The organism is Streptomyces sp. NPDC090994 (genome assembly GCF_044768905.1).
In the GTDB taxonomy this organism is placed as follows: Bacteria; Actinomycetota; Actinomycetes; order Streptomycetales; family Streptomycetaceae; genus Streptomyces.
Window position 1 is genome coordinate 419,587 of record NZ_JBIVWS010000004.1, and the last position, 24,622, is coordinate 444,208.

The window sequence follows — 24,622 nt, forward strand, 5'->3', positions numbered from 1 at the left end:
TAATATCGAACAGAGCGTAGATTTCACATTTCCCTCGTGCGAGTGACGCGAGGAAGCGCGCCATGACGAGAGAAGGACCGTGCCACCCAGCACCCCGCCCACCTTGCGCCAGCGACGTCTCGGCGCCGAACTCCGCAAGCTTCGCGACCAGTCGGGCCTGTCGTCGACGGCTGCTGCGGAACTTCTCGATCTCAAGCAGGCGCAGATCAGCAGCATCGAGTCGGGCCGCTACGCCGTCGGCGCGGACCGGGTACGCACCCTCGCGCGCGCATACGGCTGCTTCAACGAAGCACTGGTGGAGGCACTCGCTGCCATGACTGGCGGCCGCGTCCGTGGTTGGTGGGACGAGTACCGGGACTACCTGCCTGTCGGGCTTATCGACCTCGCAGAACTGGAATATCACGCGACCGAGTTGCGCGTGGCCCTCCCGCTCCACATCCCGGCCCTGTTGCAGACCGCCGATCACGCCCGGGCCATGCTCAGGGAGGCCGTCCCGCCCTTCCGCCCCTATGAGCTCGAACATCGCCTGTCGTATCGCATCAAACGGCAGGAGGTCCTTCACCGCGCCGGAGGGCTTCCCTACACGGCTCTGGTTCACGAAGCAGCGCTGCGCATGCAGTACGGAGGGCAGGACGTCACTCGCGCCCAGTTGCTTCACATGCTCGGACTGAGCGAACAGGACAACATCACCGTTCGGGTCATCCCCTACTCTTCACCCCACTTCCCCGGGAACGGCCAGCCCTTCGACTACGCGGTCGGCCCGGTCCCCGAACTCGACACCGTCCAGCTGGACACCCAGCACGGCGGCTGCGATTTCCTGGACGCAGAGGAAGATCTGTCGCAGTACCGAGCCCTTCTGGACCGCATGGAGACCTGCGCTCTCGACCCGGCCGCGTCACGCCAGTTCATCGAACGCCTCGCCCGAAGCCTCTGAAAGGAAGCGACATGCAGCCCGTCACCTGGCAAAAGTCCACCTACAGCCCCAACGGCTCGAATTGCGTGGAGATAGCCAACGCACCGACCACGATCCTGGTCCGCGACTCCAAGACCCTCCACGGTCCGCACCTCACCTTCCCCCCCTCCGCCTGGGCGGACTTCCTCTCACACGCGGCAAAGCTCGGCCTTTGAGAAGTCAGGTCCGGTCGGCATAGTTGAGCAAGTAGCCGTACTGCACTACATGGGATTCCTGCGATCTGGGCACCGTCGACTCGGGCAGGTCTCATCCACTTCAGCCGACCCTCTTCGAGGAGCCCCTGTGCCCGAACTCGACTGGCAGAAGTCCACGTACAGCGGCGACAGCTCGAACTGCGTCGAGATAGCCACCACCCCGACCACGATCCTGATCCGCGACTCCAAGGCCCTCCCGGGGCCGTACCTCACCTTCGCGCCTTCCGCATGGGCGGAGTTCCTCTCCCACGCGGCGAAGCCGAGCCGCTGACGCGTATGGACGTGTCGTGCCCCCGAGTCAGTGCGCGGCGGGCAGCCGCGGCGAGGCCGGTCAGGCCTGAGGGGCGTGACCGGCCTCGTGTTCGGCGGTGGGTTGCTGGTCAGCCGGGCAGGTCGCCGGTGTAGCGGTAGATGTTGCCAGCGGAGTTGACACCCCAGACCGTGCCGTCCGCAGCCGCCCCGATGTCCGCCAGTCCACCGGGAATCTGCACCCACGGGCTGGCGTCGTTGTTGGTGTAGCGGTAGATGTTCCCGCCCGCGTTGACACCCCAGACATTGGTCCTGGACCCGGCCGAGATCCGGACGAGCGCACCGCCGATCTGCTTCCATTCGGCCATTTCGCCGGCTCCTTCTCGTCGGGAATCGCTCCACGGAGACGCTCCCGGGAAGGAACGATTCAGCAATCGAACGAACGTGGAGCATGTTCGTGTTTCTGTCTGAGAAGTCGTGTTTATCGGGTACGCCGTGGGTCCGGGCTGGGCGGTGTGCCTCCGGGGTACGCCGCAGGGTGACCTGAACAGAGGTCACTGATGTGGGTTACTCACAGCCACACCGTTGACGCCGTGATGTCGACTCGGCTCGCGGCGGTGGCTACGGCGAGACCCCCCGGCTGGTGCTCGGGGGGTCTGCGTCCGGTGGGGCCGCCGGGGGCCGGGGGTGTCACCTCGGGTCGGCGTCGAACTTCGCGGCCGACCAGAAGTAGCCGAGGACCGCCAGGCCGACGCACCAGGCGAGGGCGAGCCAGCCGTTGGGGCCAATCTCGGTGCCGAGAAGGAGGCCGCGCAGGGTCTCGATGGCCGGGGTGAAGGGCTGGTACTCGGCGATCGGGCGGAACCAGCCCGGCATCGAGGCTGGCGGGACGAAGGCGCTGGAGAGGAGGGGCAGCAGGATCAGGGGCATGGCGTTGTTGCTCGCCGCCTCGGCGTTGGGGCTGACCAGGCCCATGCCGACGGCGATCCAGGTGAGGGCCAGGGCGAAGAGGACGAGGAGTCCGAAGGCCGCCAGCCACTCCAGGGCGGTGGCGTCCGTGGAGCGGAAGCCGATGGCCACGGCGACCGCGCCGACCAGGACCACGCTGGCCACCGACTGGAGCACACTGCCGACGACGTGCCCGACCAGGACCGACCCGCGGTGGATGGCCATCGTACGGAAGCGGGCGATGATGCCCTCGGTCATGTCGTTGGAGACGGAGACCGCGGTGCCGATCGTGGTGGAGCCGATGGTCATCAGCAGCAGGCCGGGGACCAGGTAGGCGATGTAGGCGGAGCGGTCCGCCTCACCGCCGCCGATGCCGGCGCTCATCACGTCGCCGAAGACGTAGACGAAGAGCAGGAGCAGCATGATCGGGGTGAGCAGGAGGTTGAGGGTGAGGGAGGGATAGCGGCGGGCGTGCAGGAGGTTGCGGCGCAGCATCGTGGACGAGTCGCGCACGGCGAGTGCCAGGGGGGTGCTCATCGGACGGTCTCCTCGGTGTGGGTGGCAGGGCCGCTGGTCAGGGCGAAGAACACGTCGTCGAGGTCGGGGGTGTGCACGGTCAGCTCGTCGGCCGCGACGCCGGCCGAGTCCAGCCGGTCGAGGACGGCGCGCAGGTCGCGCTGGCCGCCGTCGCTGGGCAGGTGCAGGGCGAGGGCCTGGTCGTCCCGGGCGGTGCCGGGCAGGGCGTCGGCCGCCCTCGCGTACGCCGCCGGGTCGGTGAAGCGGAGCCGTACGTGGCCGCCGGGGACGAGCCGCTTCAGTTCGTCCGCGGTGCCCTCGGCGGCGATCCTGCCGTCGTTCAGTACGGCGATGCGGTCGGCGAGCTGGTCGGCCTCCTCCAGGTACTGCGTGGTGAGGAAGACGGTCACACCGCCCGTGACCAGCTCGCGGATGATCTGCCACATGGTGTGGCGGGAGCGGGGGTCGAGGCCGGTGGTCGGTTCGTCGAGGAAGATGACCCGCGGGCTGCCGACCAGCGTCATGGCGATGTCCAGGCGGCGCTTCATGCCGCCGGAGTAGGTGGAGGCGGGCTTCCGCGCCGCGTCGGTGAGGCCGAAGCGGTCCAGGAGTTCCGCGGCCACCCGCCGGCCCTCCCCCTTGGACAGGTGGTGCAGGTCGGCCATGAGGAGCATGTTCTCCTCGCCGGTGATCAGGCCGTCCACGGCGGAGAACTGGCCGGTGACGCCGATCGCCGCGCGTACCGCCTGCGGGTCGGCGGCCGGGTCGTGCCCGCCGACGCGCAGTTCTCCGGCGTCGGCGTCGATCAGGGTGGAGAGGATCTTGACGGCGGTGGTCTTGCCGGCGCCGTTCGCGCCGAGCAGGGAGAAGACCGTGCCTTCCGGGACGGCGAGGTCGACGCCGTCGAGGACGGTCTTGTCGCCGTAGGACTTGCGCAGCCCGTTCGCCGCGATGGCCAAGCTGGTCATGAGGGGTCCCCCTGGTCAGGTCGGGTCACAGGCTGCGGGCGGTGATGTCGCCGTGACCGGTGGTGGCGTGGATGGTCAGGCCGGCGGCGGCGCCGTCGGTGTTCTGGAGCGCGTTGTGGATACGGCCGTGGCCGGTGCCGGCGTCCAGGGAGGCGGAGACGCCGCGGGCGGCGCCGACCTCGATCCCGCCGGACTCGGTGCGCAGCGTGACCGTGCCGCGTACGGCCTCGGTGACGCGCAGGTCGCCCCGCTGGGTGCTGATCTCGGCGGGACCGCCGAGGCGGCCGACGGTGACGTCGCCGTCGAGGACGGTGAGGCGGGCGCTCGCGGTCTCGTCGAGCTTGACCGGGCCCTGCGCGCCCTCGATGGTGACGTCGCCGAGCCGTCCGACGCCCCGGAACTCGGCGGCGGCGGCCGTCGCCTCGACGTGGGAGCCGGCGGGCAGCTGGACGGTCACCTCGACGGCGCCGGAGGAGCCGAGGACGCGGTTCTTCGCCGGGGCGGCCGCGATGCGCAGGACACCGTCGCCGTACTCGACCGTGGTCTCCTCGGCCGCCCTCACGTCGCGGCCCTTCGAGGCGTCCGCCGGGAGGACCTCGACCGTGGTGTCGGCGCGGTCGGCGGCGATGAGGCGGACGCGGCCCGCGGGGATGTCCAGGACGGCGGAGACCGGGGCGGGGGTGGCGAACGTCTGCATGGTGCTCTCCTTCGGTGCGTTCCTTGTTTCCGACATTGGAAAAGCTACGTTGCGTTCATGGATCGCGCAACATGTTCGTTGCGTAATTTCATTGTTTACGCAGGTCAGCACATGCATTTCGTTGCAACAAGCGGCTAAGTAACGCAACAGAACGCACATCTTTCGTTGCAATGAGGTGGAGGTAAAGCTATGGTGGGGCGCACCACGGACCGCGAAGGAGACGCCCGATGCCGGGAGGCAGGCTCACTCAGCAGGAACGCCAGCAGATCGCCCTGGGGCTGGCCGACGGCCTCGCCTACGCCGAGATCGCCCGGCGTCTGGACCGGCCGACCTCGACCGTCACCCGCGAGGTGATGCGCAACGGCGGCCCGGCCGGCTACCGCGCCGACCTGGCCCACCGGGCCACCGAGCACCGCACCCAGCGGCGCCGACGGGCCGCGCCCCGGGGGACGGAGGCGGTGCCGCAGCCGCACGGGCGCGACGGCGAGGCGGTGCGCGCGTACGAGGAGATGTTCACCACCGTCCTCATGCAGGCGGGCACGCCCAAGATGATGGCGCGGGTGCAGGCCGCCCTGTACATGACCGACACCGGCAGTCTCACCGCGGCCGAGCTGGTCCAGCGGCTCGGTGTCAGCCCGGCGTCCGTCTCCAAGGCGATCGCGTTCCTGGAGGGCCAGGGTCTGGTGCGCCGGGAGAAGGACGAGCGGCGCCGGGACCGTTATGTCGTGGACGACGACATCTGGTACCAGGCGATGATCGCCAGCGCCCGGTCCCTCGTCCAGGTCATCGAGGTCTCACGGCAGGGCGTCGGCGTCCTGGGCCCCGGCACCCCGGCCGCCGTCCGCCTGGAGAACATCGCCCGCTTCCTCGACTTCGTCGGCGAGAGCATCACCCGCGCCGCCGAGCAGGGCCGCGAAGTGCTCCACACCAAGCCCGCGGCCACCCCCTGACCGGCCGATTCCCGCAGGCCGTCCCCCCACCGGCTCCCCATAGGCTCACGACGTGCGCACACCTTGTTCCCGCCCGCTCGTCGTGGCCGCCGTCCTCTCCCTCACCGCGCTCACCGCGTGCGGCGGGGTGCACGGCAGGCCCGGCGGCAGCGGTGTGCGCGACCCGTACTTCCCCAAGGCGGGCAACGGCGGCTACGACGTCACCCACTACGGCCTCGACCTCGCCTACGACCCCGACGACCACCACCTCACCGGTACCGCGACGGTCACCGCGCGGGCGACCGCTGACCTGTCGGCGTTCAGCCTCGACCTCGACGGACTGCGGGTCGGCGCGGTCGAGGTCGACGGCCGGGACGCCCGCTTCCAGCGCGCCGGGCAGGAGCTGACCGTCCGGCCGCCGGAGGAACTGGACGACGGCGACACCTTCCGGGTGACCGTGCGCTACGACGGCGAGCCGGAGACGATCACCGATCCCGACGGTTCGAAGGAGGGCTGGCTGCGCACCGCCGACGGCGCGCTGGCGCTGGGCCAGCCCGTGGGGTCGATGGCGTGGTTCCCGGGCAACCACCACCCCTCCGACAAGGCGGCCTACGACATCACGGTGACCGTGCCCGAGGGGCTGCGCGCCGTCTCCAACGGCGAACCGGCCGGCGAGCGGACCGCGGACGGGCGGACCACCTCCACCTGGCGGACCACCGAGCCGATGGCGAGCTACCTGGCCACCGTGGCCGTCGGCCAGTGGCACGTCGACCGCTCCCGCACGGAGGACGGGCTGCCGGTGATCACGGCCGTCGACCCGGCGCAGGCGGCGGCGAGCGAGGACGTGCTCCAGCGGATTCCCGAGGTCCTCGACTGGGCCGGCGACCTCTTCGGCCCGTACCCGTTCTCCTCCGCCGGCGCGATCGTCGACCGCCCGTCCGACGTCACCTACGCCCTGGAGACCCAGAACCGGCCCGTCTTCCCCGGCGCCCCGGGCATCGTCCTGCTCGTCCACGAACTCGCCCACCAGTGGTACGGCGACTCCGTCACCCCGAAGACCTGGCGGGACATGTGGCTCAACGAGGGCTTCGCGACGTACGCGGAGTGGCTGTGGCAGGAGGACCACGGCGGCGACACGGCGCAGGAGACCTTCGACGCGCTGTACGCCGGGCGCTACTTCGCCGGTACGGAGGCCAATGCCGCGATCTGGGCGTTCCCGCCCGCCGATCCGCCGGACGCGGCGCGGATCTCCGGCGCCCCCGTCTACCAGCGCGGCGCGATGGTCCTGCACAAGATCCGGCAGCGGGCCGGCGACACCGCCTTCCGCGCCCTGCTGCGCGGCTGGGCGGCGGAGCACCGGCACGGCAACGCGGACACCGGCGACTTCACGGCGTACGTGGAGCAGCGGCTGCCGGACGAGGACTTCACGGAGATCTGGGAGAAGTGGCTGTACGGGGACGGCAAGCCGGACCGGCCGTGACCGGCGATGCGGCGTGCCGTGTCACCGTCAGCGCCGTGACACCATCGGGGCGTGCTCGACATCGGCTACGCCCTCTCCCACCGCTTCCCCGACCCGCCGCAGACCGACTACCGGCGGGCGGACGTGCGCGCGCTGCGGCACGACCTGTTCAGCGGGGACGTGTACCTCGCCGACACCAAGGCCGACCGGGAGATCTCCACAGCCTGGGGATGGGTGCCGGTGCTGGACTTCGCCTGGGCGCTGTGCGACATCGTGGAGCGGATCGACCGGGACCCGGCGGGCTCCCGGGCGGCCCGGCCGCAGCGGGCGGAGCTGGACTTCACCGAGTCCAGCGACCGACTGCTGTTCGAACGCCGGTTCGGCTGGGTCGACATCGAGGCGGAGTGGCTGCCGGTGAGCGAACCCCCGTTGTCCTTCTCCCACGCCGAACTGCGCCGGGAGGCCCGGGACTTCCTGCACGACCTGATCGCCGACCTGACCGACATGCACGAGGACCTGGCGGACAATCCGGCCGTCTGGACGCTCCAGGCCCGGTTCCCCCGCATCTAGGGCCGTAGCCGCCCAGGGCCGCCGGCCCTCCCCCCCCTCACGCCCCTACGCCACCACCCGCACCCCCAGTTCCGCCGCCAGCACCGGCGCCAGGTCCAGCAACTGGGCGGGGCTGATCACCGCGCCGGAGAGCCGGTCCACGCCCCGGGCGATCTCCAGCGGCTCGGCCCCGCGCAGGTCGACGTCGACGAGGACGGCGGCGCTGAAGTCGGCCTCCCGCAGCGCGCAGCCCACGAACTCGACCCGCTCCAGCCGGGCACCGCCGAAGTCGGGCTCGACCAGCACGCAGCCCTCGAAGACGACGTCCTTGAGCCGTGCCCGGCGCAGGTTCAGGAAGTCGATCTTGCCGCCGCGGATCAGCACCCGCTCCAGCACCGCCCCGTGCAGTTGCGTCCCGCCGAGCCGGGCGTCGAGCAGCTCGACATCGCGCAGGGTGGCCCCGGAGAGGTCGGTGCCGACACCGCGTACGCCGGTCAGGACCGAGTCCAGCAGCCGGGCGCTGGGCAGCGACGTCCCGTCCAGCGCGCAGCCGGTCAGGGCGCAGTCCATGAAGCGGGCGCCCGCGCCGTCCTGCCCGGCGAGGTCGGCGTCCCGTACGTCCAGTCCGTCGTAGTCCCCGTCCGGCTCCAGTCCCCCGCCGTCGTACTCCGTCAGGGCCGGCAGCCGTATCCCGGGCCGCCGGGCCGCCTTCACCCGCGCCCCCGTCCCCGTACCCGTCCCCCTACCCGTACCGCCCGCCACCGCTCTCCTCGCCATGCCCCCATCCTGCACGCCACCACTGACAACGCCCTGTCACATCCCGGGCGCCCCGGGCGTCGTAAGGGGAGAGTGAAAAGGGAAGGGAGGACGCCCATGCACCGCATCACCATCGTCGGTGGCGGCTTCGCCGGGCTGACCGCGGCCATCGCCGCCGCCGAGGCCGGCGCCCGGGTCACCGTGCACGAGGCGCATGACACCCTCGGCGGCCGGGCGCGGACCGCCGAGGGGCCGTACCGGACCAATGAGGGCCCGCACGCCCTCTACAACGGCGGCCCGCACTGGACCTGGCTGCGCGAGCGCGGCCTCATCGGCCCGCTCGCGCCGATCCCGCCACTGGAGGGGGCCCGGCTCCGGTTCCGGCACCGGGGCGCGCTGCGCCGTACCCCGCCGCTCGCGCTGCTGAGGCTGGCGCGGCGGAGCGCGGGCCCGGCCCCCGTCGACGTGGACTTCCTGACCTGGGCCACCGGTGTCGTCGGGGAGGACGGGGCGCGGGCCGCCGCCCACTACTGCGCGGTCGCGCTCTTCCACCACGACCCCGGCTCGCTGTCCGCCGCGTTCGTACGGGAACGGCTGCGGCGGGCCGCCAAGCTGCCGCCCGAGGCGCACTACCCGCGCGGCGGCTGGTCCGCGCTGATCGACCGGATGGCCGCCCGCGCCTGGGACCTCGGGGTACGGATCGAGACCGGCTCCCGCGTCGACGCCCTCCCCGAGGACCACGCGGTCGTCGTCGCCACCTCCCTCGACGCCGCCCGCCGGCTGCTCGGGGACGACACGCTGACCTGGCCGAGCGGGCGCACCGTCCTGGTCGACGTCGCCGTACGGACGCGGCGCGGGGACGCGTTCGCGGTGTCCGACCTGGACGCGCCGGGGTGGATCGAGCGGTTCACCGCGCAGGACCGGACGCTGGCACCGACGGGCGAGCAGCTGATCCAGGGACAGGTCCCGATCGCGCCGGACGAGCCGAAGGCGGCCGGGGTCGCGCGGGCGGAGGAACTGCTCGACCTGGGGTTCCCGGGGTGGCGGGAGCGGGTCACCTGGCGGCGGGAGGCCGTGGCGCGGGGCCGTACCGGCGCGGTCGACCCGCCCGGCAGCACCTGGCGGGACCGGCCCGCCGTCGACCGGGGCGACGGGGTGTACCTGGCGGGCGACCAGGTCGCGGCGCCGGGGCTGCTGTCGGAGGTGTCCTTCACCAGCGCGCTGACGGCGGTGTCGCTCGCGCTCGGGCTGCGGGCGCTTGACCTCAAGCACGCTTGAGGACGTTGGCTGGGGCACGGCACGACACGGCTACGCACCGCATCGAGGGGACCCCATGCACGCCATCCGTCTGCACGCCTTCGGCCCGGCCGAGAACCTCACCTACGAGCGGGTCCCGGACCCCGAGCCGGGTCCCGGCCAGGTCAGGATCGCCGTACGCGCCGCGGGCGTCCACCTGCTGGACACCGCCCTGCGCGAAGGCGAGCGGGGCCCGGCGCCCGCCCTGCCCGTACTGCCCACCGTGCCGGGCCGCGAGGTCGCGGGCGTGGTCGACGCGGTGGGGGACGGGGTGGCGGCGGAGTGGATCGGCAGGCGGGCCGTCGCGCACCTCGGGTTCGCGCCCGGCGGCTACGCCGAGCTGGCCGTGGTCGACGCGGGCCGCCCGCACGAGATCCCGGACCGGCTGGACTTCGCCGAGGCCGTCGCCATGATCGGCACGGGCCGTACGGCGATGGGGATCGTGCGGTTCGCCGAGCCGGGCCCGGAGTCGGTGGCCGTGATCCCGGCCGCCGCGGGCGGCATCGGCACCCTGCTCACCCAGTACGCGCGGCACGCCGGCGCCACGGTGATCGGACTGGCGGGCGGCCCGGAGAAGGTGGCCCGGGTGGCGGCGAACGGCGCCTCGCTCGCCGTCGACTACACGCTGCCGGACTGGCCGGCCCAGGTCCGCTCCCACCTCGGCGGCCGGGCGGCCACCGTGGTCTTCGACGGCGTCGGCGGCGACGTGGCCCGCGAGGCGGTCGCGCTGCTCGGACCGGGCGGCAGGCACCTGGTCTTCGGCTGGTCGGGGGAGGGGATACGGGACGGCGGGCCCTACCTCGTCGAGGGGGTCTCCGAGCAGGTGCTGGGTCCGGCGATGCCGGCGCGGGCGGGCGGCCCCGACCCGCTGCGCACCCTGGAACGGCACGCCCTCACCGAGGCCGCCGAGGGCCGGCTCCGCCCGGCCGTCCAGCGGTTCCCGCTCGCCGAGGCCGCCGCGGCGCACCGGGCGCTGGAGACGCGGGGGACGGTGGGGAAGGTGGTGTTGGAACCCTGACCCGCACCGCCGGCGCCTGGGTGCGGAACGCCCCGATCCGTGGTGTCCTGTCCGAGTGACTTCCGCCCGGACGAGTCAGGAAGCCGTCCACTCGGCCACCGATCCCCGGCGCTGGTGGGCCCTGGTCGTGATCGCGCTGGCCCAGCTGATGGTCGTCCTCGACGCGACGATCGTGAACATCGCGCTGCCCTCCGCCCAGCACGACCTGGGGATGTCGGACGGGAACCGGCAATGGGTGATCACCGCCTACACGCTCGCCTTCGGCGGGCTGCTGCTGCTCGGCGGGCGGATCTCCGACCTCGCCGGCCGCAAGCGGAGCTTCGTGACCGGGCTGATCGGGTTCGCCGTCGCCTCGGCGATCGGCGGCGCGGCCGGCGGCCCGGGGATGCTCTTCGCGGCCCGCGCCCTCCAGGGCGTCTTCGCCGCCGTCCTCGCCCCCTCCGCGCTGTCGCTGCTGACGACGACGTTCACCGATCCCAAGGAACGCGGCAAGGCGTTCGGCATCTACGGGGCGCTGGCGGGCAGCGGCTCCGCGATCGGCTTCATCGTCGGCGGGGTGCTCACCGAGTACCTGAACTGGCGCTGGTGCCTGTACGTCAACGTCCCCATCGCCGCCGTGGCCGTACTGGGCGCCCTCGCCCTCCTCCACGACCGGCCCCCCGGGCGCACGGACGCCCGGCTCGACGTCCCCGGCGCGCTGCTGGGCTGCGGGGGCCTGGTGGCGCTGGTCCACGGCTTCAGCGAGGCGGAGGCGCGGGGCTGGACCGACGCGCTGGTGCTGGCGCTGTTCGCCGCCGCCGTCGTACTCCTCGTCGCCTTCGTGCTGTGGCAGACCCGGGCGCCGAGCCCGCTGCTGCCGCTGCACATCGTGCGGGACCGCGACCGCGCGGGCTGCTTCCTGACGATGGCGCTCGCGGTCATCGGCATGTTCGGCCTGTTCCTCTTCATGACGTACTACCTCCAGGTCGTCCTGGGCTACTCGCCGCTGAAGACCGGGCTGGCGTTCCTGCCGCTGACCGCGGCGATCATCGTCGGGTCGACGCAGATCTCCGCGCGGCTGCTCCAGCACGTGCCGCCGCGGGCGCTGATGGTGCCGGGGATGGTCCTCGCGGCGGGCGGGATGGTGATCCTGACGCGGATCACCGTGCGCTCGGAGTACGCCGCCGAGGTCCTGCCGGCGCTGGTCCTGATGGGGCTCGGCATGGGCCTGACCTTCATGCCGGTGTTCGCGACGGCCACGGCGGGGATCGCGGCGCGGGACGCCGGGGTGACGTCGGCGACGGTGAACACCGCGCAGCAGGTGGGGGGTTCGATCGGGACGGCCCTGCTCAACACCATCGCCACGACCAGCAGCACGTCGTACGTCGAGGCGCACCTGACCGACCCGTCGCGGCGGGCGCTGGTGCTGCGGGAGGGGATCGTGCACGGCTACACGGTGGCCATCTGGGTGGCGGCCGGGGTGATGCTGCTGGCGGGGGTGGTGGCGGGGGTGCTGGTGACGGCGCGGGCGCCGAAGCGGGGGGCTCCGGCCGGTCCGGCGGCGGCGGGGGCTGATGCCGGCTGACGTCCGCCGCCGGGGTCAGTCCCGTCGGCCCTGGCCCTGGCCCTGGGGCGCCGGGCCGCCCTGGGGTTCGAGGACCGCGCGCAGTTCCACCCGGCGGCGTATCCGCAGCTTGCGGTAGGCGCTGGTGAGGTGGGTCTCCACGGTGCGGCGGGCCAGGTGGAGGAGGTCGGCTATCTCCGCGTTGGTCCGGCCGTCCGCCGCCAGTTCCGCTATCCGGCGTTCGCTGCCGGTCAGGGCGTCGCTGCCGGTGCGGTCGGTGCCGGTCCGGCGGGCGCCGCCGTCGCGCAGGGCCGCCCAGGCCAGGGCGCGCAGCCTGAGGGCGCCCTGGTCCTCGGCACGTTCGGCGGCCTCCCGCAGCAGGGCGCGGGCGCGGACGCGTTCGCCGGCGTCGATGAGCTGGCGGCCCCGGGCGAGCAGCGCCTCGGCCAGCTCCATGCCGGTGTCGGACGGCGCGTCCCGCAGGACCCGTACCGCCTCCTCGGTCAGTTCCAGGCCGTGCCGTCCGCCGGTCGCGGTGCCCAGGACCCGCAGCGCCCGGCCCACCGTGCGGGGCGTGTTCCACACCCGGGCCAGGCGCAGTTCCTCCGTCGCGAGGTCCAGCGCCTCCCGGGTGCGGCCCAGGGCGAGCCGGCACTCGGCGACCGCCGTGCGCCACGGGGTGACGACGGGGCTGAGCACCCCGTGGCCGGACTGGCGGCGTCCGCACTCCAGGAAGTCGTGGAGGGCACCCGCGTGGTCGCCCACGGCGGCCCGCAGCGCGCCGCGCGCGTACAGGAACCGGTTCGGCTCCCAGGAGTCGAGGTCCTGCCGCAGGTCGACGCCGTCGGCGAAGCGCCGCGCCTCCTCCAGGCGGCCGGTGTGCACGAGGGCCAGCAGGGCGTGCGCGTCGGTGTCGGAGGGGGCGCCGCGGGTCCACGGGGCGCGCCGGGCGGTGTCGTCGGTGAGGTGGGCGAGCAGCGCCGCGTGGTCGCCGCGGGCGGCGGCGATGCCGGCGCGGGTGTGGAGCAGGGCGTGCCGCATCGGGTGCAGCAGGGACAGGCGCTGTCCGGCCAGGCCGCGTTCCACCAGCCGTTCGGCCTCGTCGAGTTCGTCGGCCCACTGGGCGACGGTGGCGGCGGTGCCCAGCAGGAACGGTTCGGAGAGCGGGTCGCCGGGTTCGGCGAGCAGTTCCCGTATCCGCTTCATCGCCTCGTCGGCGGAGATCCGCCCGGCCGCCGCCTCGTAGCGGACGAGCAGGGCCCGCCCGGCGGTGCCGGCTCTCTCCGGGGAGCGGGCGGCGGACTCGCTCAGCCGACGGTACGCGTCCTGGCGCCGCGCGTGGTCGTGGTCGGACAGCAGCACGGAGGCGGTCCGTACGGTACGGGCCAGGCCCGGGTGCCCGGTGAGGTGGCCCTCGGTGCGGCGCAGCACGCCCAGGGCGGTACCGACCTCGCCGCGGCCGGCCAGGGCGGTGCCCAGGGCGATGGCGGTGCGGGCCCGGTCGCGGGGGGCGGCGGGCAGGTGCAGGGCCTCGCCGAGGCGGGCGATGGCCGCGGGGGCGTCGGCGGCGGCGTACTCCAGGGAGCCCAGCTCCGTCAGCATGCGCTGGCGGAGGTCGTCGGCGACCGGCTCCTCCAGGGCCCGGCGCAGATAGGCGACGGCGTCCTCGGGGCGGGACTCGTCGACGGCGGCGGTCACCGCGTCCCGCAGCACGCGCAGCGCCCAGGGCAGGCCGACGGCCGGGGTGCGCACCAGGTGCCGGGCGACCGCCTCGACCCGGCCGCCGCGGCGCAGCATCGCCTCCGCCGCCACCCGGTGGGCCCGCTCCCGCCGCGCGGTGGGCCAGCCGGTGAGCACGGCGTCGCGCAGCAGGGGGTGGGCGTAGCGGGGGCGTCCGGCGGGGTCGGGGCGGAGCAGGCCGAGCCGGGCCATCGCGGTGAGCCAGCCCGCGACCCGGGCCGGGTCGGTGCCGGTCGCCTCGGCGAGCAGGCCCGCCGGGTCCTCGGTGGTCTCCGTCGTCCAGGCCTGTTCCAGGGTGGCCAGCGCCCGGGCCACCTCGGCGGTGGCCGTCCCGGCGTTCTCCAGCCACCAGGAGACGGCGGCCGGGTAGGCGCCCGGGTACAGCGCGGCGCAGCTGTCCGGCACCGGCTGCGGCAACCGCCGGGACGGGTCGGCGCCGGAACCGGCGGGTGGCGTCTCCCCGGCAGTGGCACACCGGGCGGCGACCGACGGCGCGTCGGCGGCAGCGGTCCCCTGCGGGCCGGCCGGCGGGAACTCCCCGTACGCCGCGCCCCGGTCCCCGTATGCCGAGCCCCGGTCCCCGTACGCCGTGCCCCCGTCCCCGTACGCCGCACCGCCGTCCCCGTACGCCGTACCGCCGTCCCCGTACGCCGTACCGCCATCCCCGTACGCCGTACCGCCATCCCCGTAAGCCGTCCCCCCGACCCCGTACGCCACACCCCCGCCCCCCGACCCCGTACCGCCCAGGTCGTCCAGCAGGGCGCGCAGCAGCAGCGGGCTGCCCGCGCCGGCGCGGACGCACTCCGCCGTCCAGTCGGGGCCCGCCGCCGGGAACGCGGCACGCGGCAGCGCCGCCGCGGCGATGTCGCCGAGCGGGGCGAGGGTGTGGACGCTGACCAGGGAGGGGGGCAGGGCGTGCGTGAGTCCGGGCGGTCCCGGCTCCACGTCGTACTGACTGCGCTCGGTGGCGACCAGCAGGATCGGTAACCGGCCGACCCGGCGGGCCGCCTCGACCAGCCAGCGGCGGGACGCGGAGTCGGCCAGGTGGACGTCGTCGACGGTGACCATCACCGGGGACTCGGCCGCGTACGCGCACAGGCACCGCCACAGCCGCACGGCGGTCTCCCGGTCGTCGCGGCCGGGGGCCGGTTCCGAGAAGTCCGGTACGTGGCTGAGGCATTCGCGGACCGCCGAGAAGGGTACGTCGCTGTCCTGCGGGGAACAGTGCACTCGTAGCACCTTCAGTCCGCGGGCCTCGGCGTGCTCGGCCGCGGCCTCCAGGACGGCGGTGCGGCCGGTGCCGGTGGCGCCGCGCAGCAGGACGAGGCGGCCGGTTCCGGCGCGGGCGCGCTCGGTCGCGGCCGCGATCAGCGCGTGCGCGTCGTCGCGTTCGCACAGCGGTCGGATCATGGCTGCCTCCCGGGGTGGACGGTGCGCCTCGGCCTGTAGGACGGGGTGGGGTGGTTCGGGTTGCGTGGCCGCAGCCTCGTTGTGGCGAGGCTCACCACGGTGCGCGTCCGGCGGCCCGGAGACCGGCCGGCCGGCCGCGAACACCGCTGACCTGCGGTGACGTTGGCCTTTCCGGAGCGACTCCGAGAGTTCGCGGGCTGGTCTCGTGGTGTACCTCGTGGTGCTCCACGATTGCGTGCGTCACGGCAGACACAGAAGTGTGGAGTACGCCCATCCGCCTCCGCCCCTCACCGGACGTGCGGACACGTGAACTTGGGGGAAACGGTTGCTCAACTCACCCCGGACCACAGACACCGGCCAGACGGCCGGCACCGGGCGCAGGACACCCGTGTCGGTCACCGCTCCGGACCCGATCAGCCGCGAAGGCGCGATCAGCCAGCTGCGCCGGCACCCGGAGATCGAGCTGCGCGAGGAGACCGGTCCCGGCACGGTCGCCCTGCTGATCGAGGACGCGCTCGACGAGGCCGGGCTCACCCGGCTGCGCCGGCTCGTGCGCAGCGAGGGCGCCCGCGCCGTGCTCGTGGTGGGCACGATCCGCGAGAACGAACTGCTGGACGTCATCGAGTGCGGCGTCGGGGCCATCGTCTGGCGCCGCGAGGCCACCGACCACCGTCTCGTGCAGGCAGTGCTCGCTGCCTCCCGGGGCGACGGCGATCTGCCCTCGGATCTGCTCGGCCGGCTCATCAACCAGGTCGGCACGCTGCACCGGGGAGCGGCGGGCCGGGCCGGCTCTCCCTCCCTGGGCCTCGCGGCGCGCGAGGTCGACGTGCTGCGGCTGGTGGCCGAGGGACTCGACACCGGTGAGATCGCCAGCAAGTTGTCCTACTCCGAACGCACGGTCAAGAACGTGATGCACGGCCTGACCACGCGCCTGCATCTGCGCAACCGGGCGCACGCCGTGGCCTATGCCCTCAGGGAAGGCTACATCTGACCGAACGGGCAATCGAAGGCGGACTCCCGGGCAGCACCCGCTGCCCGGTCCCCGTCCCCGCCGCGCGTGCGGTAGGAGCGGCCGCCGGGCAGCATCGTGTCCGGCGACCGGGTGACGGAACGGCACAGCGAGCGGGCGAGGCAGGAGCACGACGGTGATCCACGAGGTGGACGAGGTCCTCAAGGACCTGCTCGGCAGTGGGTCGCTGGCCGGTTCCGGCATCGACGTCTCCTTCGACGCCCCGACCCGTGACTGGGCGGCCCGGCGCAACGGGCCGGGCATCAACGCCTATCTGTACGACATCCGCGAGGACCTCTCCCGGCGCCACCGCGGCCAGATCCCCGTGCACGACGAGAACGACTTGGTGATCAAGCGCCGTACGCCGGTCCGCTGGTTCCGGCTGGCCTACCTGGTCACCGCCTGGACCAAGCAGCCGCGCGACGAACACCGGCTGCTGTCCGCGGTGATGGCGACGCTGATCCCGCGCGAGACGATCCTGCCCGCCGAGCTTCCCGGTTCGCTGGGCGAGCTGGGCCTGACGGTCCAGGTGGTGCTGGCCGGTCACCAGACGGAGGCCCGCTCGCTGGCCGAGATCTGGTCCGCGCTCGGCGGCGAGCTGAAGCCGTCCCTGGACGTCGTGATCACCGCGCCCTTCCCGGCCTTCCGCGAGTACGACGCCGGACCGCCGGTCACCGAGGGCGCGGCGGTACGGGTCCGGGGCTACGACAGCGGTACGGCCGACTGGGCCGACCGCACCGAGCGCCTCACGGACGAACGGGCCCACCGGCCGCGGCAGGTCGCGATGACCAAACGCGCGCGGCGCCCCCGGAACACCCCGGAACAGGACGACGAACGGTCATGACCCTCTCCACCCCGCCGGCCTCCCCCACCCCGGCGGCGGCCGCCCCCTCGCCCTCCCCGGCCGCTCTGCTGGACCGGCTCGCCCGGCTGCGGGAACGGGTGGCCACGCTGGTCGAGCACCGCGCGGCCGCCGACCCCACGGCCGACGACCCGCTGCGCGGCCTGTACCTCTCCGAGGACGCGGTACGGCACCTGCTGGCCCGCCCCGCCGGCCTCGGCCCGGCCCCTGCGGCGGCGCCCGACAGCCCCGGCCGCCCGGCCCCTGCGGCGGCCCCCCGGCCCGCGCCGGCCGCGCCCGGCGGCCCACTGGACCCACTGGACCCACTGGACGCGCTGGACGCGCTGGACGCGCTGGCCGCCCGGCTGGGGCTCACCGACACGGACGCCGCCGTCCTGCTCATCGCCCTCGCCCCGGACCTGGACCGCGCCTTCGAGTCGCTGTACGGCTACCTCAACGACGACGTCAGCCGCCGCCGCGCCACCGTCGCCCTCGCCCTGGAGCTGTGCGGGCTGCCGGTGCACGACGCGGCGGCCCGGGCCCGGCTGCACCCCTCGGCGCCGCTGACCGCGCTCGGCCTGCTGGTGCTGGAGGAGCCCGAACGCCCCTTCCTCAGCCGCTCCCTGCGGGTCCCCGACCGGCTGGCGTCCCACCTGCTGGGCGACGACACCCCGGACGCCGCGCTCGCCGGGCACATCCGCGCCCTGCCGGCGCCCGTCGTGCCGTACGGCGACGAGGGCGGGGACGGCGCGGAGGCACCGGACGCCGTGTTCGTGCGCCGGCTGGCCGCGCTGCTCGCCGACGCCCCGCTGACCGCCTACGTCCGCGAACGCCGCGAGGGCGACGGCCTGGCCTGCGTGACGGCCGCCCTGCACGCCGCGGGCGTCCCGGCGCTGCACTTCACCGGCCCCGAGGACCGCGTCCCCGACCTGCTGCGCGAGGCCCGGCTGACCGGCCGGGCAGTCGTCCTGACCGGCCTCCCGGAGAAGCCGGAGGCCCTGGTGCGCGCGCTGACCGCCGCCCCGGACGTACCGGTCCTGATCACCTCGCAGGGCCCCTACGACCCCCAGTGGTGCGAGCGGGACCCGCTGGTCCTGGAGGCGCCCGCCCGGCGCACGGGCGCGGTGGACACCTGGTCGGCGGCGCTCGGCCCGGCCGACGGCACCGACCCCGGCCTGGACCTGGCGGCCACCGTCGCCCCGTACCACCTCGGCGGGGAGCGCGTGGTGCGCGCCGCCCGGGCCGCGCGGGCGCTCGCCGCGTTCGACGGCACCCCGGTCGGCGCCGGCCACCTGCGCCTCGCCGCCCGCCAGCAGTCGGCCTCGGGGCTGGAACAGCACGCCCGGCGCATCCGCCCCGACGTGGACTGGGGGGACCTGGTCCTGCCCGAGAACCCCTTGACCCAGCTGCGCGAACTGGCGCTGCGCGCCCGTCACCGCGACCGGGTCCTCGGCGACTGGCGGCTCAGCGCGGGCGGCGGACGCGGCCGGGGCGTCCTCGGCCTGTTCGCGGGCGAGTCCGGCACCGGCAAGACCCTGTCGGCGGAGGTCGTCGCGGCCGACCTCGGCCTGGACCTCTACGTCGTCCAGCTCTCCTCGGTCGTGGACAAGTACGTCGGCGAGACCGAGAAGAACCTGGAGCGGATCTTCTCCGAGGCCGACCGGACCGACGCGGTGCTCCTCTTCGACGAGGCGGACGCGGTCTTCGGCAAGCGCGGCGAGGTCAAGGACGCGCACGACAAGTACGCCAACATGGAGAGCGCCTACCTGCTCCAGCGCCTGGAGGCGTTCGACGGGATCGCGCTGCTCACCACCAACCTGCGGGCCAACATCGACGAGGCGTTCACCCGCCGGCTCGACCTGGTCGTCGACTTCCCGTTCCCGGACCCCGAGCAGCGCCTCGCGCTGTGGCGGCACGGGCTGAAGCACGTGCCGACCGTCGAGAACGTCGATGTGGCGCCGCTGGCCAAGGAGTTCGAGCTGGCGGGCGGTTCGATCCGCAGCGCCGTGGTGACCGCAGCCTACCTCGCCGCCGGGCGCGACTCCGCGGTGACGGCGGCCGACCTGCTGGAAGGCGCCCGCCGCGAGTACCGCAAGGCGGGGCGCCTGGTGCCCGGCGAGGGATCCTGGTGACTCACTCCGCCGTCGGCTTGATGATCTTCCACTCCTCGTCGCCGATGTTGGTGCACTCGGAGATGTTCAGCTTGGCGAAGAGTTCGGTGCCGGTGCCCTCCACGGCGAGGCACAGGTTGTCGCTGGCGACGTTGCGGATCCAGTAGTCGCCGCTCTCCTGCTTGTCGACCCACCACAGCTGGTTGTCGGTGCTGTCGATGCTGTCGCAGGTGAACTCCGTGACCGGCGTGCCGGAGGCGGCGGCCACGTGGTCCGGCAGGTCCATGCAGTACTGGTCCTTGGTGTTGCGGATCTGGAAGAGCTTCGTCCCGCCGGGGCCGCCCTTCGGGTACACCACTTCCAGGTTCCACTTCTGGTTGTCCTGGTCGCTCGCGTCGCACACGGCCTGCTGGACGGGCCCGTCGGTCGTCCCCTTGTCACGGCCGGGGAGTTCGGCGCACATGTCGCTGGTGGTGTTGCGCAGCATGATGTTCTGCGCGGGCACGACGCTCGCCTCCGCCTCCTTCGTCGCGGACGGTGACGCCCCACCGCCACCGCCACCGCCGCCGGCGCCCGTGTCCTGCGACTCCTCGGCCTCCGGCTGATCGGCCTGCGCCTCGGGCGACTCGGCCGCCACGCTGGGTGCGGCCAGCTCCTGCGTCGCACTCGGGCTCGGGGCCAGCGCGACACCGGCCTCGTCGGTCAACTCGGTGGCGGCGGTGCGCACCTGGGGCTTGTAGGCGATCCAGATCAGCACGAACGCGATCGCCAGGGCCATGAAGACACTGAGGAAGGTTGCCAGCCAGCGCGGCAGGAAACCACGCTGGACGAACGTGCCGGGGACGTCCAGCGGTTCCACGCCCGAGCGCTGGAGGGTGAGCGCGTAGGGCCGCTCCTCCTTGGACCCGAACCAGATGGTCTGCTTGGGCCGCAGCGTGCCCTTGACGAACGCGGCCCGCCCCGGCTCGATCTGCACGTTCGCCGGGTGCAGGTCGTAGGAGAGGTGATCGCCCTGGTCACTGCCGGCGATCGACGCCGTCACCTTCGTGTTGCCCAGGTTGTCCACGGCCAGCCGCGGCTTCCCACGGAACCGGCCCTTCACCGTCGTCGGCACCAACTCGGCCCGCACCTCGGTGAACGGGGTGATCGTCACGTTTCCCTCGGGAACCGTCACCGCGTCCGGGTGCTCCGTCGGCGTGATCCGCACCCCGTACGGATTCGGCCCCGCCGTCGCGTCCGGCGTACGCGGCGGGGAGAACGTCAGCTCCACCGTCCCCGTCGTGCCCGGGTACAGGCGCATCGTCGCCGGCTCGATCACCGTCCACGGCGCCAGGTCCCCGACCGGTTCGAACCGGTACTCGTCGACCACGTCACCCGTGTTGCGCACCCGCAGCCGTACGCGCGTACTGCTGCCGGGATCCACGGTGGCGGAAGCGGGCTCAAGAGAGGTCCAGAGGCTCACACCACGACGATAGAGAAGCCCGCGTCCGCTGTCGCAGGACCCGGGGCAGAGTCGACTGCCCGAACGGGCAGTTCAGCCGTTAGAAGAAGCCACCCCGGGCCAGGTGCGCGCCTACCGCCGCGGCCTCGATCTCCTCGGGGTGGTCCGGGCTGGAGACGGACTCCCCGAACCCGTTGTCGGTGCCGGCCACCTTGCCCAGGGACTGCTGGACGGTGTGGTGCGTCTCGTGGAGATACTTCGCGTCGTCCATGGCTTCGGGCCGGACGACGATGTGCTCGCCCGTGGTGTAGGCGTCCGCTCCCTGGTTCTTCGCGGACTCCTGCGCCACCGCGTTGTCGTGCACCTTGACGTTCCCGAAGCTCCTCCCGTACGCCTGCTCCGCGGTCCGCTGGATGTGCGCCGGCAGCGGCTTGTGGGGGGTGTTGATCGCGTCGTTCACCGACACCCGCGACGCGGCGACTTCGGGCGACTCCAGGTCCACGCTGCGCTGCACGTCCGCCTCCGGGTCCGCGTGGCCGCACCCGGGGCCGTGCTCGTGCCGGGACCGCTGGACGGCCCGGGCCACCGCCGCGTTCCCGGCCAGCCGCTGGAGGGACAGCATCCGGGCGGCGGCACCGCCCGGGGCGCCGGGACGACCGGCCGTGCTCTGCTCGCCGGCCTGTCGGGCGGGCTGTGCTCCGTGTGCGCGCACGACGCTCCTTGAGGGATGCTGTTATTCGGCACGTGGGTGTGGGTCCTGACAGGTGTACCCCGCGGTACCCCCTGCCGCAACGCCCTCAAGGGCAGTCGTGGGGGCAGGGTCCGCCGGCGCGGGCCCGCTCAGGAGGCGAGCTGCTTGGCGATCGACCCTTCCCATTCCCTCTGCAGGTCCGGATCGTCGAGCGACTCCGCCCACTCCTTCTCCGTCTGCTTGTGCTTGTCGGGGCCGCACTTGAGTTCCTTGAGCATGCCGCGCGTCAGCTCGCGGATGTCACCGGGAACGTGCCGGCTCGCCGGGACGGCCGGCCCGGCCGCGAGCGCGTAGAACTCCTGCGCCATGCGTTGCCGCTCACCCTGCTCGATGGATTTCAGCACCTTCACGAACTCCAGGACCGCGGCCCGCTTGCGGAGGTCACCGGTCTCGTCCGCCGAGACGTCCTGGGAGGTGTCGGTGGCCTGGATGTTCTCGGGGTTCGGTGCGTTCTCGGTGTGTTGGGCGTGCTCGTTCTCGGTGCCCGGCGCGGTGACCTCGGTGCTCTCGGTCTCGTCCTGCGCCAGAGTGGTCCGCGCCCATCGCTTGGGGTGCCGCATCACCTCGACGCGCTTGCGGCCCTTCCTGCCTCCCTTCCAGGCGGCGATGAGGCCCAGGACTCCCGCTCCCAGACCCCCGACGACCGCCGGGGCGACACCGAGGGTGGCCCCGGAGAGAGCCGCGACCGACAGGGTGGCTCCCGCGATGCGCACCACGTTGCCGCCCAGGTTGGCCCCGCGCTTGAAGATCTTCCGGTTCTGCTTGCGCACCGCGTAGTCCTTGAGGAAGGCGAGGTGGGCCAGCAGCGTGCTCCGGTAGTCGTCGATCCTCTGCTTGAGGACACCGATGTCCGCGATCGTCTGCTCGCTCGGGACCCCCTGCTCGGTGCCCAGGTCCGCACTGTGCCGCGCGAGTTCCGCACTCGCCGAGCCCAGGTCGTGGAACAGCGCCTGGAGGTTGCCCGCGTGCGTGGGCTCCACGTCCGCCAGGAGTGCGTCGAGTCTCCGGCGCTTCTCGACGGCGTTCGCGATGGCCTTGCCGTCCCGGGCGGCGATGACCGTGGAGAACACCACGGTGGCATCGCCGGAGACGTGCCCGAGGGCCGTCAGCCCGCCCGTGGTGCCCGCGTTCCGCGCCGCGTTGTCGACGATCTTCGATACGTCGCCGACCCCCATGGTGACGTTCGTGGCCGCGCCTGCGGACTTCCCCCGCACGTCCTTCCTCGCCTGGTGGGAATCCGGTCCCGTTCCCTGGTGTTTCTTGAGCCCGGCCGCGAGACCCTGGAGGTCCGTCGTGAGGTTGAAGCCGGTGGCCATGGCGTTCATGCCCGTCTCGAACTGCCCCTGCTGCGCGGTCCCGACCAGCTTCGCGATGTCGTTGTCCCGCGTGGCTTCGGTCCGGACGCCCCCTCCGACCGGCGAGGTGAGGCGGAGGTTCAGCGTGTCGGGCACGTCGAGCACTGCCTTGACCTTGGCGGGCAGTTGCCTGACCCGTTCTCTCATGCCCTTCTTGCCGGTGCCGGACTGCGCGGCCTCCTGCGACCGCGCGGCCTGCTCGGCCGCTTCGGCCGCCTCCTTCTTCGCCGTGGCCATGGCCGTCCGTGCCGAGGTCTCGACGCCGCCCGCCGCCAATTGCCGCCGCGCCGCGTCGGCCGCCCGCCGCCGCGCGTCCCTGACCGCCCGCCAATGGCCCTCCGCCTGCGCTCCGGCCGTGCGCGCCCGCTCCTCCGCGTCGGCCTGGGTCCTCTCGTGCTCCCGCCTCGCCTCCCCGGCCTGCTCCGCCTTGCCTCGCGCCTCGGCCTCGGCCGATCTCCACGCCTCCAGCTCGCCCTGCGCCTCCTGACGCTGCCGCGTCGCGACCGCCAGTTCCCCGGTCCGCTCCCGCATCGCGGCATCGGCGCGTTCGGCGCGGTGGTCGGCGTCCGACAGGGCCTCGGCGCACTTCCGCGCCGTGCTGTCGGCCTTCTCCCGCTCCTCGTCCGCGGTCCGGGCCTGCTCCGTCCGCTGCCTCGCCGTCGCCTCGGCCCCGGCCGCCCGCTCCACCGCTTTCCGCGCTGCCACGTCAGCGGCCCGCGCCTCGGCCAGCGCGTGTTCCGCGGCCTGTTTCGCCCGCTTCTGCGCCTCGGCCTCGGCCCGCGCCCGTTCCCTCACCTCGGCCTCGGCCCGCGCGGTCTTCTCCGCCAGCTCGTCGACCCGCTCCTGACAGGCGCTCGCCTTCTTCCTGGCCTCGGCGGCGGCCTTCTCCGCCTGCTCGGCCTCCTTGCGGTACCTCTCCGCCGCGGCCGCGGCCTCGGCCGCCGCCCGCTCCGCCTCCTCGGCCTCCGCCCGGCGCCTTCGCACCTCCGCCTTGGCCTCCTCGGCCTCCGCCCGGCGCCTTCGCACTTCGGCCTTGGCCTCGTCGGCCCGCTGCCGCGCCTCCTGCGTCTGTCCGTCCGCGTCGGCCTCGGCGTCGATCCGTGTCAGCACGTCGCGTTCGGCCTCCTCGCGCCGCTGCTGGGCGTCATCGGCCTTCAGCGTCCACTCACGTTCCTCGCCTTCGGCCTGCTCCCGCTTGGACCGCGCGTCCTCGGCCGCGTGCCTCGACATGGCGGCCCTGCCGTCGGCCTCGGTCGCCCGGCCATGCGCCGCGGCCGCCGCCACGGTCATTTCCCACACCTCGGCCTCGGCGTCCGCCCGCTCCCGCGCCGCTTCCCCGACGCCGTCCTTGAGCTTCTTCGCCCTGTCCTCGGGGCCCTTGCTCCCGGAGCCCCCGTCCCCGGAGTCCTTGTCTCCGCCCTGGTTCCCGGAGTCCTTGTCTCCGCCCTGGTTCCCGGAGTCCTTGTCTCCGCCCTGATCTCCGGAGTCCTTCCCGGAGTCGTTGCTCCCGGAGCCCTTGTCCCCGGAGTGGTTGTCCCGGGCCTCGGCGTCGTCCTGCTGCCGCTCCGTCGACCCCCGCGTTCCCGAGGTCTCGGCCCGCGTCCGGCGCGCGCCCGCGGCCTTCTCCTGCGTGGCCGCCGCGCGCTGGATCACCGTGGCGACGGCCCTGTTCCCGGCACTGGCCTGCAAGGAGGCGAGCGGGCGTTGCACCACCCGCGGGCCGGGCCGCACCGGAACGGCCGGGTCTGGGCGGCGAGCGTGCGGTTCGTGCAAGCGGTCCGACACGGACAGCCCCTCCTGACGTCCGTCACCGTTCGGGAGCACGCGGCACCGCGCCCGGTGCGGCGGGACGGCGTACCCCGGTCCGGG

General features: G+C 73.6%; 21 protein-coding genes. 12 read left to right on the top strand and 9 right to left on the bottom strand.

The genetic code is table 11. From position 1 onward, the window contains the following. Positions 1 to 79 precede the first annotated feature (79 nt). The 3 genes from ACIQR3_RS12085 (at position 80) to ACIQR3_RS12095 (ending at position 1,438) form a co-directional block, all read left to right on the top strand. Positions 80 to 934 carry a helix-turn-helix domain-containing protein gene (locus ACIQR3_RS12085; protein ID WP_403537543.1) on the top strand — a complete coding sequence of 285 codons (855 nt, stop codon included), beginning with the start codon at positions 80 to 82 and terminating at the stop codon, positions 932 to 934. Positions 935 to 945: 11 nt separating this feature from the next. Further along, a complete protein-coding gene (locus ACIQR3_RS12090) occupies positions 946 to 1,128 on the top strand; it encodes a DUF397 domain-containing protein (RefSeq protein ID WP_403537545.1) in 183 nt (60 codons plus the stop codon). 127 nt (positions 1,129 to 1,255) lie between these two features. Then, the gene (locus ACIQR3_RS12095) at positions 1,256 to 1,438 is read left to right on the top strand and encodes a DUF397 domain-containing protein (protein ID WP_403537547.1); all 183 of its coding nucleotides are present in this window, start codon (positions 1,256 to 1,258) and stop codon (positions 1,436 to 1,438) included. Between the two features lie 109 nt (positions 1,439 to 1,547). Here the strand turns inward: ACIQR3_RS12095 and ACIQR3_RS12100 are convergent, their stop codons facing one another. The 4 genes from ACIQR3_RS12100 to ACIQR3_RS12115 all read right to left on the bottom strand — a co-directional run bounded on the left by ACIQR3_RS12100 (position 1,548) and on the right by ACIQR3_RS12115 (position 4,545). After that, positions 1,548 to 1,784 carry a tectonin domain-containing protein gene (locus tag ACIQR3_RS12100; protein ID WP_403537549.1) on the bottom strand — a complete coding sequence of 79 codons (237 nt, stop codon included), beginning with the start codon at positions 1,782 to 1,784 and terminating at the stop codon, positions 1,548 to 1,550. Between the two features lie 322 nt (positions 1,785 to 2,106). Then, entirely contained in the window at positions 2,107 to 2,901 is a 795-nt protein-coding gene (locus tag ACIQR3_RS12105) for an ABC transporter permease (RefSeq protein ID WP_403537551.1), read from the bottom strand. After that, the gene (locus ACIQR3_RS12110; RefSeq protein WP_403537553.1) at positions 2,898 to 3,848 is read right to left on the bottom strand and encodes an ATP-binding cassette domain-containing protein; all 951 of its coding nucleotides are present in this window, start codon (positions 3,846 to 3,848) and stop codon (positions 2,898 to 2,900) included. The genes ACIQR3_RS12105 and ACIQR3_RS12110 overlap by 4 nt, the downstream gene beginning before the upstream one ends. A 25-nt stretch (positions 3,849 to 3,873) precedes the next feature. After that, positions 3,874 to 4,545, bottom strand: coding sequence for a DUF4097 family beta strand repeat-containing protein (locus tag ACIQR3_RS12115; protein ID WP_403537555.1), 672 nt, complete (start codon positions 4,543 to 4,545; stop codon positions 3,874 to 3,876). A 227-nt stretch (positions 4,546 to 4,772) separates the two neighbouring features. Here ACIQR3_RS12115 and ACIQR3_RS12120 point away from each other — a divergent pair, with 227 nt between their 5' ends. From ACIQR3_RS12120 to ACIQR3_RS12130, 3 genes are read left to right on the top strand one after another with little or no spacing between them, the layout of a single operon-like run. Beyond that, a complete protein-coding gene (locus ACIQR3_RS12120; protein WP_403537557.1) occupies positions 4,773 to 5,495 on the top strand; it encodes a helix-turn-helix domain-containing protein in 723 nt (240 codons plus the stop codon). Between the two features lie 52 nt (positions 5,496 to 5,547). Beyond that, positions 5,548 to 6,954: a M1 family metallopeptidase gene (locus tag ACIQR3_RS12125; protein WP_403537559.1), complete on the top strand. Its 1,407-nt coding sequence runs from the start codon at positions 5,548 to 5,550 to the stop codon at positions 6,952 to 6,954. Positions 6,955 to 7,005: 51 nt separating this feature from the next. After that, positions 7,006 to 7,503, top strand: a complete 498-nt coding sequence (locus ACIQR3_RS12130) for a hypothetical protein (protein ID WP_403537561.1) — start codon at positions 7,006 to 7,008, stop codon at positions 7,501 to 7,503. Between the two features lie 45 nt (positions 7,504 to 7,548). Here ACIQR3_RS12130 and ACIQR3_RS12135 read toward each other — a convergent pair whose 3' ends face one another. Further along, positions 7,549 to 8,259 carry a pentapeptide repeat-containing protein gene (locus ACIQR3_RS12135; protein ID WP_403537563.1) on the bottom strand — a complete coding sequence of 237 codons (711 nt, stop codon included), beginning with the start codon at positions 8,257 to 8,259 and terminating at the stop codon, positions 7,549 to 7,551. A gap of 96 nt (positions 8,260 to 8,355) precedes the next feature. Between ACIQR3_RS12135 and ACIQR3_RS12140 the strand changes: the two genes are divergently transcribed. Genes ACIQR3_RS12140 through ACIQR3_RS12150 form a run of 3 tightly spaced genes read left to right on the top strand, consistent with a single transcriptional unit; the run spans position 8,356 to position 12,116 of the window. Beyond that, positions 8,356 to 9,516 carry an FAD-dependent oxidoreductase gene (locus tag ACIQR3_RS12140; protein WP_403537565.1) on the top strand — a complete coding sequence of 387 codons (1,161 nt, stop codon included), beginning with the start codon at positions 8,356 to 8,358 and terminating at the stop codon, positions 9,514 to 9,516. A gap of 55 nt (positions 9,517 to 9,571) precedes the next feature. Then, positions 9,572 to 10,552, top strand: a complete 981-nt coding sequence (locus ACIQR3_RS12145; protein WP_403537567.1) for a zinc-binding dehydrogenase — start codon at positions 9,572 to 9,574, stop codon at positions 10,550 to 10,552. Between the two features lie 55 nt (positions 10,553 to 10,607). Continuing rightward, positions 10,608 to 12,116 (top strand): MFS transporter, encoded by a 1,509-nt coding sequence (locus ACIQR3_RS12150; protein ID WP_403537569.1) that lies wholly within the window; start codon positions 10,608 to 10,610, stop codon positions 12,114 to 12,116. Positions 12,117 to 12,131: 15 nt separating this feature from the next. Here ACIQR3_RS12150 and ACIQR3_RS12155 read toward each other — a convergent pair whose 3' ends face one another. After that, entirely contained in the window at positions 12,132 to 15,245 is a 3,114-nt protein-coding gene (locus ACIQR3_RS12155; RefSeq protein ID WP_403537571.1) for an AAA family ATPase, read from the bottom strand. Between the two features lie 325 nt (positions 15,246 to 15,570). Between ACIQR3_RS12155 and ACIQR3_RS12160 the strand changes: the two genes are divergently transcribed. The 3 genes from ACIQR3_RS12160 to ACIQR3_RS12170 all read left to right on the top strand — a co-directional run bounded on the left by ACIQR3_RS12160 (position 15,571) and on the right by ACIQR3_RS12170 (position 19,227). After that, positions 15,571 to 16,236: a LuxR C-terminal-related transcriptional regulator gene (locus ACIQR3_RS12160; protein WP_403537573.1), complete on the top strand. Its 666-nt coding sequence runs from the start codon at positions 15,571 to 15,573 to the stop codon at positions 16,234 to 16,236. Positions 16,237 to 16,390: 154 nt separating this feature from the next. Beyond that, a complete protein-coding gene (locus ACIQR3_RS12165) occupies positions 16,391 to 17,098 on the top strand; it encodes a DUF4255 domain-containing protein (protein WP_403537575.1) in 708 nt (235 codons plus the stop codon). Beyond that, complete coding sequence (locus ACIQR3_RS12170; RefSeq protein WP_403537577.1) at positions 17,095 to 19,227, top strand: ATP-binding protein; 2,133 nt, start codon at positions 17,095 to 17,097, stop codon at positions 19,225 to 19,227. Before ACIQR3_RS12165 ends, ACIQR3_RS12170 begins: the two co-directional genes overlap by 4 nt. Position 19,228: 1 nt before the next feature. Here the strand turns inward: ACIQR3_RS12170 and ACIQR3_RS12175 are convergent, their stop codons facing one another. The 3 genes from ACIQR3_RS12175 to ACIQR3_RS12185 form a co-directional block, all read right to left on the bottom strand. Beyond that, positions 19,229 to 20,668, bottom strand: a complete 1,440-nt coding sequence (locus ACIQR3_RS12175; RefSeq protein ID WP_403537578.1) for an RICIN domain-containing protein — start codon at positions 20,666 to 20,668, stop codon at positions 19,229 to 19,231. A 79-nt stretch (positions 20,669 to 20,747) separates the two neighbouring features. Then, positions 20,748 to 21,359 (bottom strand): DUF4157 domain-containing protein, encoded by a 612-nt coding sequence (locus tag ACIQR3_RS12180; RefSeq protein WP_403537580.1) that lies wholly within the window; start codon positions 21,357 to 21,359, stop codon positions 20,748 to 20,750. A gap of 128 nt (positions 21,360 to 21,487) precedes the next feature. Next, positions 21,488 to 24,538 (bottom strand): hypothetical protein, encoded by a 3,051-nt coding sequence (locus ACIQR3_RS12185; protein ID WP_403537582.1) that lies wholly within the window; start codon positions 24,536 to 24,538, stop codon positions 21,488 to 21,490. Between the last annotated feature and the right edge of the window lie 84 nt (positions 24,539 to 24,622).